Below are 15068 nucleotides of genomic sequence, written 5' to 3'. Positions count from 1 at the left end.
TCCTAAATATATCACTATGTAATAGTATATTTAGGAAAATAAAAACTTATGAACTCTAGTTCTAATATAAAATGTTTTTATAACAAAAATCTAGCTAAGTAATATTTAGCTAGAATAATATACTTTTTATTTACCACCCTACACCTAGATTATCAACTAATATCTAATAAATATTTTTATTAACAAGTTTAGAATAAATATCTTCCACTGAACAAATAATACTTATATCAAAGAATTATTTGTTTCAAAAATATATAAACTAAAAGGAGTAATCAATATGAAAAAACATTTCTCAAAATCTATTAACTTTTTATTAATAACTTTACTAGTAGTAGGGCTTTTTGTTGGTTGTGGTAATAAAACTACTAATGATACTACAAACAATAAACCGCAAACAGAAAACTCTACTAACAATACTACTAACAATTCTACTACAGATAATAAGGAATCAAGCAATTCAGGAAATGAAAAGACCTTTACTCTTGATGAACTATCTAAATACGACGGTACAAATGGTCAGCCTGCATATATAGCTGTTGATGGTGTTGTTTATGATGTAACTAGTAATTTTCCAAATGGTGAACATCATGGCTGTAAAGCTGGTACAGATTCAACTGAATCAATCAAAAAGATTTCTCATGGTTCTGCAATATTAAGTAACTCACCTGTAGTTGGAAAATTAGCACAATAGTAAAAGCTCGGCAATTAGCCGAGTTTTTTTTGCTAATACCGTTAATTGACTATATAATATTTATAAAATATTATATTAAGGAGGTTATCTTAAATGAATTCTAAGAACAATGAAGAAGTTATATGTCCAATTTGTGGAGAAATAATGGATAAATATCCTTATGCATATGATAATAATCAGTATGGTAAACTTTATTACAAATGTGATGTATGCGGCCATAAAGAAGTAAAAATTATATAGCTTATCATAATAAAAAAGTGCCTAGATAATCTATCTAAGCACTTCTTATTTTTAACTACTTTCTTTTATTAACTATTCAATCTATCCCAAAGCTTAGCTGATACCTCTCTTGATTTAGTTAATATTTCTTCTTCATCAACAGTTAATATTTTTCTATCTTTCATTACTACCTTACCATTAATTATTGTTGTATCTACTGACCTACCTGTCATTCCAAAGAATATATGTCCAAATAAATTATTTTCATTCATAACTGTAAGCGGATTATAATCTACTACTATTAAGTCAGCGTAAGCACCTTCTTTTAAAATTCCAACTTCATTTTTAAAGTACTTTGAAGCAATTTTACTATTATTCTTAAAGGCCATAGTTCCAGTTTCCATAAAACCTATATTTGGATTACAAAGATTGGCTTTATGAATTATATTTTCAACCTTAATAGATTCAAAAATATCACTTGTATAACCATCTGTTCCTAAGCCTACTGTTAATCCTTTTTCAAAAAATCTAATAACAGGTGCACATCCCACTGCATTTCCCATATTAGATTCTGGGTTATTAATTACAGTAGTATTAGTTTCTTTTAGAATATCCATCTCTCTATCATTTACATGAATACAATGAACTGCTAATGTCTTTTCACCTAAAATTCCATAATCATTTAGCCTTTCTACAACTCTCTTACCACTTCTATTTAAACTATCATATACATCTTCAATACCTTCTGCTACATGTACATGATACCCTACATCAAGTCCCTCCATAGCATCAACGCATTTTAAAAGGCTTTCATGACTTAAAGTAAAGGATGCATGCATTCCAAACATACCTTTTACCATATCATCAGTTCTACTATTGGCATATTTTGTAAAATCTATATTCTCCTTTATTCCAGCTTCTAATATATCTTTACCATCTCTATCAGATACTTCATAACAGAAACTTCCTCTTACCCCTAAATCTTCAGCAGCTTTTGCTAAAGTAAAAAGACTTCCTTCTACTGACATAGGACTTGCATGATGGTCGAAAACAGTTGTTACTCCATCTTTGATACACTCAATTAAAGTAGTATATGCACTATACTTGTTATCCTCTTCTGTAAGCTTTTTATCTATTTTCCACCAAACATTTTTTAATATATCTGTAAAAGACTTAGCTGGAGGATTATTTAGGTTTAATCCTCTTGCAAAAGCACTATAAATATGATGATGAGTATTTATAAGTCCAGGCATTATAACCTTTCCAGAAACATCTATTACTTCAGCTTGTCCGTATTTAACCCTTAATTCTTTGGTCGTACCAATTTCCTTTATAATATTTCCATCTATTAGAACAGCTCCATTTTCTATAAAAGGATTGTTTTCATCATGAGTAATTACTCTTCCATTACATACTAATATCATAACTATCTCCTAACTTTATTCTTTTCCGTATTCGCCTTCCCAAACAATCTTCTTATACTTATCTGGGTCTGTATCTCCTTCTGTACTAAACAATAATATTTTTGAGTTTTCGTCTAACCCTAAAGTATCTTTTAATTCTTTGTATTCAGTATTAGTCATGATTTCATATATAAGCCCTAAAGTTACTGCTCCTGATTCTCCAGAAACTACTTTAGTATCACCTTTCATTGGATTACCAAGAATTCTCATTCCATTTGCTGCAACATAGTCAGGACAAGAAACGAATAGCTTTGAATAGTTCTTAAGAACCTTCCACCCTATTGTATTTCCTTCTCCACAAGCAAGACCTGCCATAATAGTTGGCATATCTCCATCTACTACCCTAAGATTTCCATCATTAGCTACTGCTGATTTATAAAGACAAGCTGCTTCACTAGCTTCAACTATTGTAGTTTTTGGACAATCATCTCCAAATATAGATGCAAAGAATCCTTGAATTCCACCAGCTAATGATCCAACACCTGCTTGTAGAAATATATGTGTTGGCCTTTCTACTCCATAGCTTCTTAATTGATTTAATGCTTCAAGCCCCATAGTCCCGTAGCCTTCCATAATCCACGCTGGAATATCCTCATATCCATCCCAGGCAGTATCTTGAATAACTACACCATTATGCTCATCTGCGTACTTTGCAGCAAGCCTAACAGCTTCATCATAATTCATATCTGTTATAGAAGCATCAGCACCTTCTTTTCTAATATTCTCTAATCTAGTTAAAGAAGAGCCTTTAGGCATATAAACTACGGACTTTTGTCTTAATTTATTTGCTGTCCAAGCTACACCTCTTCCATGATTCCCATCAGTAGCAGTTACAAAAGTTATATCTCCTAATTCCTTTCTAACTTCATCTGAAATAAGCTTTTCATATGGAAGTTCTGATATATCTTTACCTAATCTTTGAGCCATATATTGAGCCATAGCAAAAGAGCCTCCAAGAACCTTAAATGCATTAAGTCCAAATCTATATGACTCATCTTTTATATAAATTCCACCTAAACCTAAATATTCACTAAGCTTATCTAATGCAACAAGTGGTGTTTCCTTATATTGTGGAAAACTAGAATGAAACTCTCTAGCTTTCCTTATTTCTTTTTCAGATAAAAATTCTAAATCTATTTCTTCTTTATTATGAGGTAAAGTATTTACCTTCCATTTTATTTTTCCCCTCATTTCCCCATTCCCCTTTTATACTCTATTTGCTTATTCTTGTTCCTGTTTTACCAGCTATTCCATCCTTAGCTCTTTCTAATAGTGTTATTAACGCATAACGGCCTTCTTTTGATTCTGCAAATTCTATGGCAGCCTCAACCTTAGGCTTCATTGATCCAGGAGCAAATTGCCCTTCTTCTACGTACATTTTCATTTCTTCAACCTTTACATCATCAAGCCATTTTTGATTTTCTTTCCCGTAATTTATAGCTGCTTTTTCTACCGCAGTTAATATAATAAGGCAATCAGCATCTAATTCCTTAGCTAATTCACAACTTGCAAAATCCTTATCTATTACAGCATCAACACCTTTTAATTTACCATCTTTCTTTATAACTGGAATTCCTCCACCACCACAAGCAACTACCACGTGCCCAGCATCTGCTAAAGTTTTTATAGTTTCAATTTCTACTATGCTCTTAGGTTTTGGTGAAGCTACGACTCTTCTATATCCCCTACCAGCATCCTCTATTACATTTTCACCTTTTTGGACCATTAAATCTGCTTCTTCTTTAGTCATAAATCCGCCAATTGGTTTTGTTGGATTAGTAAATGCAGCATCATTTTTATCTACTTCAACCTGAGTTATTATTGTAGATACACTTTTATTTATACCTCTTTCTAGAAGTTCTTCTCTTAAGGCATTTTGAAGATCATATCCTATATATCCTTGACTCATTGCAACACAAACAGACATTGGACACAATGAATACTTAGGATAATTTTTACCAAGTTCTGTCATAGCCAAATTTATCATACCAACTTGAGGCCCGTTTCCATGAGAAACTATAACTTCATTCCCATCTTCAATTAAATCTATAATTGCTTTAGCTGTAGATCTTACAGCTACCATTTGCTCCTCCAAATTATTTCCTAAAGCGTTTCCTCCTAAAGCAATAACTACTTTGCTCATAATTTTCTCCTTTCAAAACCGTAACTTAATACTATAAATAATTAAAAAGGTAGCTTAGCCACTATTGAAAATTTACCTTCAATTAATATTATCTTTTCTTTTAATACAGATGCTATTCACTACCTTTTAATTTAATAAAATTTCATCCTTAACTATTCTATAATATACTATTTTAATTTTCTAGCTTTATTATCATTTTCTAATTTAGCTAAAATCTCTTGAGGATTTTTAACCTTGCTTAAAAATATCATTGCAGCTATGATATATGGTTTAAAGCTAGCTTCTTTATATAAAGAATCTCTATATCTATCAAATACTGAATCTTCTACTTCACCAGCTTCACAGCTTACTCCAGTAATATCGGCTGGTAAGCAGTGTAAATAAAGTGCTGAACCATCCTTAGTTAATTTCATCATTTCTTCAGTACATTCCCAATCTTTGTGATTAGCATTATGTGCTAATAATTCTTTTTCTAACTCCTTAATTCCCTCTAAATCACCTTTCCCATATAAGTCTGTACGTTTTTCCATTGCAACAAACGGTGCCCAGCTCTTAGGATATACTATATCTGCATCCTTAAATGCTTCTTCCATAGAATTAGTTTTAGTAAATGATCCACCTGACTTTTCAGCGTTTCTTCTAGCTACTTCTTCAACATCACCCATAACCTCATAACCTTCTGGATGAGCAAGTACAACATCCATACCAAATCTAGTTAATAAACCTATAATACCTTGTGGTACTGATAATGGCTTACCATATGATGGTGAATAAGCCCATGTCATTGCAACTTTTTTACCTTTTAAGTTTTCAACTCCCCCAAATTCATTTATTAAATGAAGTGCATCTGCCATAGCCTGAGTTGGATGATCAATATCACATTGCAAATTTACAAGTGTTGGTCTTTGTTCAAGAACTCCATTCCTATATCCTTCTTGAACTGCTTCAGATACATTTCTCATATAGGTATTACCTTTTCCAATATACATATCATCACGTATACCTATAACATCAGCCATAAATGAAATCATGTTTGCTGTTTCTCTTACAGTCTCACCATGCGCTATTTGAGATTTACCTTCATCTAAATCTTGAACCTCTAAACCTAAAAGATTACAAGCTGAAGCAAAGCTAAATCTAGTTCTTGTAGAATTATCTCTAAATAAAGATATTCCTAAACCTGAATCAAATATTTTAGATGAAATATTATTCTTTCTTAATTCTCTAAGAGCTTCTGCTATAGTAAATACCCCTTGAATTTCGTCATCTGACTTTTCCCATGTTAAGAAAAAATCATTGTTATACATTTCCTTCAAATCTAATCCATTTAATTTTTCTATATACTTATCCATTAACGCCATATTCGTATTCTCCTTTTCTCTCACTTCTTATATATAAATTTAAATATTTTAATTATTCTTTATCTTCACAATATAAAGTTGGAACTGCTGCATAAACTGCCGCACATTTAACTAAATCAGCTTTCCAAGTCTTTTCATTTGGCGCATGGGCTTCTTCCTCTTTACCTGGTCCAAACCCTATACAAGGTATTCCATATCTACCCATTATAGAAACTCCATTAGTAGAGAATGTCCATTTATCAACTTTAGGTGTTCCGTACATTCCTTCATATGCTTTAACCATAGCTTGTGTTGCTGGTGCTTCTTCTGGAATTACCCATGTTGGGAAGTAGCAATCTGTTGGATAAATAAGGCCTGTCCAGCTTGGTCTTTCATATTTATACATAGTAACTTCTGCATTATATTTCTTAGCAAAAGGTAAATTTCTTACTTCTTCTAAAGCCATTTCATAAGTTTCTCCATCTGTTAAACGTCTGTCTAATGAAATTGCACACATATCAGCTACTGCACAACGTGATGGTGAATTATAGAATATTTGTGAAACTGTTATTGTTCCTTTTCCTAAGAATGGGTCATAATGTAAGTTATCATTTAATACTCTTATTTCTTGAAGTATATCAGCCATTTTATAAATAGCATTATCTCCTCTTTCTGGAGCAGAACCATGGCATGATACACCTTTAACTTCTACTCTTATCTCCATACGTCCACGTTGTCCTCTATAAATATTTCCGTTAGTTGGTTCTGTAATTACAACAAATTCTGGTTTTATTTCAGATTCGTTATATATATATTGCCAACAAAGTCCGTCACAATCTTCTTCTTGAACTGTTCCAGTTACTAGTACAGTATATTTATCTGATAAAAGCCCTAAATCTTTCATTATTTTAGCTCCATATGTTGCAGAAACTATCCCTCCTAATTGGTCTGATGCTCCACGTCCACCTATTTCACTTTCTGTTTCATATCCTTCATAAGGATCAAACGTCCAATTGCTTAATTCCCCAAGTCCAACTGTATCAATATGAGCATCATAGGCTATTAAAGTTTTACCTGTTCCCATATATCCTAATACATTACCCATTTTATCTATTTCAACTTTATCAAATTCTAAACTTCTCATTTCTTCTGCTATTCTTTTAATAACACCTTCCTCTTCAGAACTTTCTCCTGGTATAGCTATTAAGTCTCTTAAAAATCTTGTCATCTTACTTTCGTAACTCTTAGCACGTTCTTTAATCTTATTGAAATCCATAACAATCCTCCTACAAAGTTTATTTTTTTATTACAATTATTAATAAAGCAAAACTCATGCCAAATATAAAAATAAAAATTTAATTTTTTTCACCATTTATTCACGTTTTTTAAAGCCTCTATCTAGAATTATTTATATTGAAATTTAAAAAAATTATCAAAATGATAACTACTTATCATTTTGATAATCTGTCTTAATCCTTTAATTTTAATATCTTTGTTAGTATTTTATCATTTTGATAATTATTCTAAGCCATCCATTTTTCTATATAGCGTAGCTATTCCAATTCCCAATTTTTTTGCTGCAATTTTTTTACCTTCTGTAGTATTTCCATATTTCTCTATAGCTTTTTTTATATATAACTTTTCAATCTCTTTTAATGGTATTATTTCTTTAATATTTATACTTCTATCTATACTATCATTTAATAACTCCTTATAATTTTCTATAAAAGATTCTGGCAACATAGATTTATCTATAATACCTCTTTCATCTGAAATGCTTACCATAAACTCAACAACATTCTCTAACTCTCTCACATTTCCTTGCCACTTATATTTACGAAACATTTCTGATACTTCATCATCAATTTTGTTTACAGACTTATTAAGTAGATTATTATATTTATCCACTAAAACATTTACTAATAAAGCCAAATCCTTTCCTCGTTCTCTTAAAGCTGGAACTTCTATTGGTATTACATTCAATCTATAATAGAGATCCTCTCTAAATTTCCCTTTCCTAACAAGCTCTTTTAAATCTTTATTCGTTGCTGCAACAATTCTAATATCTAGTGATGTAAGTTTATTAGATCCAACCCTTACTACTGTTTTTTCTTGAAGTACTCTCAATAACTTAACTTGCAAAAATAGAGGCATATCTCCGATTTCGTCTAAAAATATAACTCCTCTATTAGCTAATTCAAATTTTCCTATACGCCCATTTACATTCGCTCCAGAAAAAGCACCTTTTACATATCCAAATAATTCACTTTCTAATAAAGATTCTGGTATTGCACCACAATTAATAGCTATAAAAGGTTTATTTCTTCGTTCTCCCTCTGCATGTATCGCTCTAGCTACTAGTTCTTTGCCTGTCCCACTTTCCCCTGTTATCAATACTGTTGACTTTAAATTACTTATGCTTTTAATTTTTTTCTTTAATGACTTCATAGCATCAGATTCACCAACAATACATGATATATCTGTTTTATTATTACCATAAGTTAAAGTTACAGCTTCTTCTTTTATATTCACAAGTTTATTAAATATTAATATTTTACTGTACTCATCTATATCTAATGATCCTTGGATTAATCTACCAACTACCTCATATTTTATATCGTCTATTTTTATTTGATAAACATTATTATCATTAAACTTATCATCAGTTTCATCAATAGATATTCGTTTATTTATTACCGATGATTGCAATTTTAATTCACTCGCACCTTTTTTATTAATACTACTAATTGAATTATTAGAATTTACAACTATAACCCCATCATTCACAGAATTAACTATCTCTTTAAAAAAATCTAAACTCTTTATTTGAAGCATATCCTTAGTATATTCAGATACTTTCGCTGATATAAGTTCTGATATTTGTTCTATAAATGATATTATTGTACCTAAATCATTTAACAGTCTACTTTTTTGTTCTACCGTACTACATACTACCCCTATTACTCCAATAACTTTTTCTTCATATATTATTGGGAAACTTACCTCCATCTTCTCTAAACAATTATCTTTTTCTGGACACTTTTTACAAAGTATATGTTCTCCTGGATTTTCTATAAGATGAATTCTTTTTTTGTTTATAGTCTCTTTATATACAAAACCACTTCTCTTTATATTTTCATTTATTCTATCTTCAAAAATCCCTGTTCCAGCTATTCTATTTAAACTTTTATCTACTATCTCAACATCAATTTTTAATATATTAGAAATAACTTTAGCATATCTTATAACTGAATCCTGTATATTTTTTAGATAAAGAGAATTCATATACTCTATCCTCCTATAAACTTCTCACTCTATTATTATCCGCATATTTTCTTTACTTAACAAATATTAATATATTATTAAATTATTAATCTCAAAACTTGTCTTATAAGATGATTTTACCTTTTATTACCATTTTATTCAATAAACAAAATAAAAAAGAAGTAATAATCGTTTTATTACTTCTTTAACTAAATAATTATTTTTTATGTAAATCTGAAAAATCTCCATTATTTATAGCAGCTCTTTCATTTAAAAGGTTAACTATTACTTCATTTAAAGTCCAATTAATTGATGTCTCTGTTACTATCGCTTTAAGAACATTATTTATTCTTATTTTCTTTAAATTATCTATAAACATATTAATTTTCATATTCGATATATTATTAAATATTATAGCTTTCTCTTTTCTGCCTTCTTCACAATTAGAATCTATTTTATCTTCTAATATATCTTTAATTATACTATTTCCATTTTTTGAATATAAACATATCTGATCTCTTAACCCTAAAATACTAGCATAATTCTTAACTGCTTTAAGCTCTTTTCCATTAAAATTACATAAAATCACACAACTTCTTGCATCGTTATCTAAATCACTATTTTTATCAAGTATCTCAAAAGACATAATTTCACCTCAACCTTAAATTTATTAAATATTAATTGAAATTCTATCATATTTGATAATAAATATCAAAATAAAAATATCTATCCAAACTGATAGATATTTTTATCAACTTTTAATTAATATTTAAGGCTTAATTATAAGGGTCTCAACCTTTCCTCCTGTACTACGTTCCTCTTCTCTATAATTTTCTTCATAATCATCGATTACTTCTTGCAAAGATTCTTTAACTATAGATAATATCTCTCTATCTTTAAGATTTTTCAAGTGATCCATACATAAATCCATATTATTATCTTCTTCGCATCCAACATTTTCTCTTAATTTATTTACCATCATTTCACTACCTGAACCAATAGCCCAAAAACTTCCTTTTCCTGAAATTCCTTGCCATATAGCTCTACCTTTTACAGCCTTAATTCCATAAATAACAGGCTCATCATTATCAAAACCTACTACTAATATATCTCCTGTATAATCTATTAAAAGATTAACATATTTTTCTGCAATTAACTCTGCAGTATCTGCTACTGTAAGTTCTTCAATACAGCTTAAATTATTAAGATCATTTATTATTGTACTTACTGATTTAGTTATTATATCTTTACCGCTTCTTAGAGTTTTTATAGAATTTGTATCTCCAGCAAAAGCTACACCTACACCATTCTTTAATTTAAATAGTTTTTTTCCTGTATCATCATGAATCTTTTCCCCATTCTTCTTTGTAATTGTAAGTCTAGTATCCGCTGCGAGCATTATTTTATTTTCACCAATTACAGCAATTATAGTAGTAGCATTGGCTGTTAATGTAATAAGCATAAAAAATATAATAGTATTACAAATAATTTTTTTTAACAAGCTACACCTCCTCCTCTCTCTATTTATAGTTTGTCAAATTGCTTTATTTATTCTAATTAAATTATGTTATATTATGACAACAATACCTTACCTAGCAAATATAAAAAACGTAAACCTTTAATAAAAACTTAAATTTAAATCTAAAAAAAGACTATTGCATCCAATTAATTTCTGCAATAGCCTAATAATTATGAAAACTTCCATCTTTTAATTCACTATTATATTTTTATTATTTAATCTTTTATTTATAAACTCTTTAGATACCTTATATATTACTGAGAAAGTTGGTATACCTAATAACATTCCTAAAAGACCAAAGGTATTACCTCCAATAAGCATAGCTAACATTACCCATATAGGTGGTAATCCTACTGAACTTCCAACTACTCTTGGATAAATTAAATTACCTTCAATTTGTTGAAGTACAATTATAAATATTACAAACCAAAGTGTTTTCATTGGATCTATTATTAAAATTATAAAAGCAGACGGTATAGTTCCTATAAAGGCTCCGAATATTGGTATTAATGCCGTTACAGCTACTAATACACTAATAAGTAATGCATATGGCATATTTAATATAATCATTCCTATAAAGCATAGTACCCCTATAATAATAGCTTCTATAAATTGGCCACCAATATAGCTAGAAAAAGATTCATTTGCTACTCTTCCTAAATACATCACCTTATCTGCAAAATTCTTCTTACTAAATGCATATAAAACTTTTTTCATACCTAATTGTAATCTTTCTTTATTTAGTAACATATAAATTGAAAAAATTAAAGAAAGTATAAAATTAACTAATCCACTAGTAAAGCCTACTGTAATATTAACTACCCCTGATAAAGATGATACAACTATTTGTCCTGTAAATTGAAGTACTTCCTTCCAAGCTGATAAAAAGTTATTCCATAGTGTACTTAAGATTTCTGTGTTACTTACATATTTATCTATTAAAGCTTCAAAAGATTTTATATATCCAGGTACTGTATCAGTTAAAGTAGACACACTATCAATCAGCTGTGGAATTATAAAGATTATTAATCCGCAAATTACAGCAACTACAGTTATAAAGGTTAAAGCTACTGATAATGGTCTTTTAAGACTAGAATACTTTATATACTTTTTACTATCTAAAAACTTAAATACTCTCTCTTCAAAAATTCTCATAACCAGATTTAATATAAATGCTATAGCTATTCCAATAATAAACGGTGAAATTATTCCTATTATATTTTTCCCACCTGAAATAATATTTTTAAAATTAAAAATTACATAAGCCAGAATAATTGTATATGTAACTAATCCCCAATACTCTTTAAACTTTTCTCCAATAAAATTTTTCAAAGTTTGATAATCCTCCCTTAACATTCTTAAGTTTATTTAAATGATATTATACACCATTTAGGTAGATAAATATATTTTTCAGTCCATTTATACAGTAATTTTAACATTTTATTAATTATTAAGCTGTAATACTTTTAAATAATATGGATAATTTAAACAAAATCACCTTTTTTAAATACTATATAGTATAAAATCTAATGATAGGAGATGATATACATGTCAAGAAGTTGTTGTAATAATAACTCCTGTAATTCGTGCAATGGTAATAGTGCATTAGACTTCGGAAATTCTTGGATTGCTGTACTAGCAATATTTTTAATATTCGGTGGTGGAGGGTTTTCTCAAAGTAGCTTTTGGGGAGACTATAACAAAGTTTTTCGTTGTAGCGGATTTGCTAATGCTTGGTGTGATAATAATAACTCAAATTTTAGTAGCCTTACAGAATCCTCTAATTAAGTCCTGCACTTTTACAAAGCAAAAATATCCTCAGCATTCACGCTGAGGATATTTTACTTTACTATTTAATATTTTCTACTAATTTAACTGTATCTCTAGCAATCATTAATTCTTCGTTAGTAGGAATTACATAAACCTTAACTCTTGAATCATCTGTAGATATTTCTTGAATTTCTCCTCTTGTTTCATTTCTTTCATTATCAAGTTCAAATCCTAAGAATTCTAATCCTTTTAAGCTTTCTCTTCTAGTTAATGAAGCGTTTTCACCTATTCCTGCGGTAAATACTATTACATCAATACCACCCATAACTCCAGCATATGATGCAATTTGAGCTCTTACTTTATAATGGAATACATCTAAAGCAAGCTTAGCTCTTTCATTTCCTTGCTCTGCTGCATCCCTTACATCTCTGAAGTCTGAAGAAATTCCTGAAATTCCAAGAACACCTGATTTTTTATTTAATAAATCATCAACTTCTTGCATTGTATAACCTTTTTCTTTTATTAAAAATCCAATTACAGATGGATCAATACTACCTGATCTAGTTCCCATCATAACTCCTGCAAGTGGTGTGAATCCCATTGAAGTATCTATTGATTTGCCACCTTTTACAGCTGCTAATGAACAACCATTGCCTAAGTGACAAGTTACTATCTTAAGATCTTTTATATCTTTATTCATAACTTCAGCAACTTTATTTGATACATACTTATGAGATGTTCCGTGGAATCCATATTTTCTTATTCCATAGTTTTCATATAATTCATATGGTAAAGGACATATATATGCTTCCTTAGGCATAGTTTGATGGAATGCTGTATCAAATACACCTACCATAGGTACATTTGGCATTAATTCCATACAAGCTCGTATTCCTATTATGTTTGGTGGGTTGTGTAACGGTGCAAGTGCATTACACTCTTCAACTGACTTTAAAACTTCTTCCGTTAATACCACTGATTCTGAATATTTTTCTCCCCCATGAACTACTCTGTGTCCAACTGCTGCTATCTCATCCATTGACTTTATTACGCCATGCTTTTCATCGATTAAAGCTTCTAAAACTAATTTAATAGCATCTTTATGATCTTTAATCTCAGCTTTTATTATATATTTTTCTCTACCTTCAACTTTTTGAGTTAATTGAGAACCTTCAATTCCAATTCTTTCAACTAACCCTTGAACCATAGATTCTTCTGTACTCATATCAATTAACTGATACTTTAATGATGAACTACCACAATTGATTACTAACGTTTTCACTTATCTTTCCTCCAAACTGTAAAGCTAATAAATTTAACATACTTTAATAATACAACAAATCCTTGAAAATTGAAAATAATTAATTATTCTTTTTTATCAAAAAAATCTGATAATTGTTTCGTTATTTTATTTATTATTTTGGATAAACTATCATTGTATTAATTCCATATATAAAATTGCTAATAAAAAATTTAACTAGAGAGGAAGTGAATATTTGTAAGGTTTTAAATATTCCTTACTTTTTCAATATGAGTAACGAGAATAACAAGAATCAAAATAGTTTTATAAAACATGCACTTCAAATTCTTCCTGGATTTTTAGTGTGTGTTGTAATAGCTATAGTAAGTAAAATAATAGCTAAACTTTTTCTCCCAACATTAGGTGCAGCTACAATTGCAATAATTATAGGTATAATCGTAGGTAACACTTTTGGTAGAAAAGAGTATTTAAACAAAGGTACTAAATTTTCTGAAGGAACTCTTTTATCTATATCAGTAGTCTTATTAGGTGGAACATTAAATATTAGTCAATTATTAGATTTAGGTATCAGGGGTATACTCTTTATAATTTTGCTTATGCTAATGACATTATTCGGAACTATTTGGGTTGGAAGATATCTAAAGTTTGGAGAAGACTTTGTACTTTTAATGGCTAGCGGTAATGCTGTATGCGGTTCATCTGCAATAGCCTCAACAGCTCCTGTAATTAATGCACATAGTAGGGATAAAGGTATTGCCATTACTATGGTTAATGTAACTGGGACTGTTCTTATGATATTACTTCCACTTTTAACTTCTTTTTTATATAATAATGAAACTTTTAGAACATCAGCATTTTTAGGTGGAATACTACAATCTGTAGGGCAAGTTGTTGCTGCTGGTTCAATGGTAAGTGAACAAGTAAAAGAACAAGCTACTATTTTTAAAATAGTAAGAATTGTATTTCTTGTCGTCGTAGTATTTTTACTTGCAGCTTTAAAGAAGAAAAGTACTGTTAAAGGTGTTGAAGCCGTTGAAGAAGAAATACATAGTCATAATCATCAATCAAGAATAAAGATTCCATGGTATATTATAGGATTCTTTATAACTTGTGCTTTATATTCATTAAATATAATTCCACATAGTCTTACTCATACGTTAAAAGAATTAGATAATTTTATAGAAGTTATTGCTTTAGCTGGAATAGGTATGAGAGTATATTTTAAAGATTTAATACAACAAGGTCCTAAAGCTTCAATGTATTGCGTATTTATAGCTCTTATTCAAATAATAAGCGCTATTGTATTAATAGGTGTTTTATTATAAATTTTTAACCATAAATTAATTTTAATATTAATTTATGGTATTTTTTGTTATTTGTTATATAATTATAATAACA

14 protein-coding genes are annotated in these 15068 nt (G+C 29.4%); 4 read left to right on the top strand and 10 right to left on the bottom strand.

Annotated elements, in window-relative coordinates:
* Positions 1-277: 277 nt before the first annotated feature.
* Positions 278-691, top strand: coding sequence for a cytochrome b5 domain-containing protein (locus LQE93_RS12855; protein WP_084758928.1), 414 nt, complete (start codon positions 278-280; stop codon positions 689-691).
* A gap of 93 nt (positions 692-784) precedes the next feature.
* Entirely contained in the window at positions 785-931 is a 147-nt protein-coding gene (locus LQE93_RS12850; protein WP_172675728.1) for a hypothetical protein, read from the top strand.
* Between the two features lie 68 nt (positions 932-999).
* Here the strand turns inward: LQE93_RS12850 and ssnA are convergent, their stop codons facing one another.
* The 9 genes from ssnA to LQE93_RS12805 form a co-directional block, all read right to left on the bottom strand.
* The gene (gene ssnA / locus LQE93_RS12845; protein WP_231073927.1) at positions 1000-2334 is read right to left on the bottom strand and encodes a putative aminohydrolase SsnA; all 1335 of its coding nucleotides are present in this window, start codon (positions 2332-2334) and stop codon (positions 1000-1002) included.
* 15 nt (positions 2335-2349) lie between these two features.
* On the bottom strand, positions 2350-3564 hold the full coding sequence (gene dpaL, locus LQE93_RS12840; RefSeq protein ID WP_055263407.1) for a diaminopropionate ammonia-lyase: 1215 nt from the start codon (positions 3562-3564) through the stop codon (positions 2350-2352).
* Positions 3565-3586: 22 nt separating this feature from the next.
* The gene (arcC, locus tag LQE93_RS12835; RefSeq protein ID WP_186839097.1) at positions 3587-4519 is read right to left on the bottom strand and encodes a carbamate kinase; all 933 of its coding nucleotides are present in this window, start codon (positions 4517-4519) and stop codon (positions 3587-3589) included.
* 164 nt (positions 4520-4683) lie between these two features.
* On the bottom strand, positions 4684-5877 hold the full coding sequence (gene ygeW, locus LQE93_RS12830) for a knotted carbamoyltransferase YgeW (protein WP_231073925.1): 1194 nt from the start codon (positions 5875-5877) through the stop codon (positions 4684-4686).
* Positions 5878-5929: 52 nt separating this feature from the next.
* Positions 5930-7132, bottom strand: coding sequence for a YgeY family selenium metabolism-linked hydrolase (locus LQE93_RS12825; protein WP_055263401.1), 1203 nt, complete (start codon positions 7130-7132; stop codon positions 5930-5932).
* Positions 7133-7374: 242 nt separating this feature from the next.
* The gene (locus tag LQE93_RS12820; RefSeq protein WP_186837597.1) at positions 7375-9141 is read right to left on the bottom strand and encodes a sigma-54-dependent Fis family transcriptional regulator; all 1767 of its coding nucleotides are present in this window, start codon (positions 9139-9141) and stop codon (positions 7375-7377) included.
* A 196-nt stretch (positions 9142-9337) separates the two neighbouring features.
* The gene (locus tag LQE93_RS12815; RefSeq protein ID WP_055263397.1) at positions 9338-9766 is read right to left on the bottom strand and encodes a DUF3783 domain-containing protein; all 429 of its coding nucleotides are present in this window, start codon (positions 9764-9766) and stop codon (positions 9338-9340) included.
* 123 nt (positions 9767-9889) lie between these two features.
* The gene (locus LQE93_RS12810) at positions 9890-10621 is read right to left on the bottom strand and encodes a hypothetical protein (protein WP_055263395.1); all 732 of its coding nucleotides are present in this window, start codon (positions 10619-10621) and stop codon (positions 9890-9892) included.
* A gap of 207 nt (positions 10622-10828) precedes the next feature.
* The gene (locus tag LQE93_RS12805) at positions 10829-11971 is read right to left on the bottom strand and encodes an AI-2E family transporter (RefSeq protein WP_231073923.1); all 1143 of its coding nucleotides are present in this window, start codon (positions 11969-11971) and stop codon (positions 10829-10831) included.
* A gap of 216 nt (positions 11972-12187) precedes the next feature.
* On the opposite strand from LQE93_RS12805, the gene LQE93_RS12800 reads away from it, so the two are divergent.
* Positions 12188-12427, top strand: coding sequence for a hypothetical protein (locus LQE93_RS12800; protein WP_055263391.1), 240 nt, complete (start codon positions 12188-12190; stop codon positions 12425-12427).
* 61 nt (positions 12428-12488) lie between these two features.
* On the opposite strand, the gene LQE93_RS12795 is transcribed toward LQE93_RS12800, so the two are convergent.
* On the bottom strand, positions 12489-13691 hold the full coding sequence (locus LQE93_RS12795) for an acetate/propionate family kinase (RefSeq protein ID WP_331000426.1): 1203 nt from the start codon (positions 13689-13691) through the stop codon (positions 12489-12491).
* A gap of 248 nt (positions 13692-13939) precedes the next feature.
* Here LQE93_RS12795 and LQE93_RS12790 point away from each other — a divergent pair, with 248 nt between their 5' ends.
* Positions 13940-14995, top strand: a complete 1056-nt coding sequence (locus LQE93_RS12790) for a YeiH family protein (protein WP_055263557.1) — start codon at positions 13940-13942, stop codon at positions 14993-14995.
* The last annotated feature ends 73 nt before the right edge of the window (positions 14996-15068 follow it).

Source organism: Clostridium sp. NSJ-145 (assembly GCF_021044725.1).
Classification (GTDB): Bacteria; Bacillota; Clostridia; order Clostridiales; family Clostridiaceae; genus Clostridium; species Clostridium disporicum_B.
This window is presented reverse-complemented; position numbering and strand designations above follow the sequence as displayed.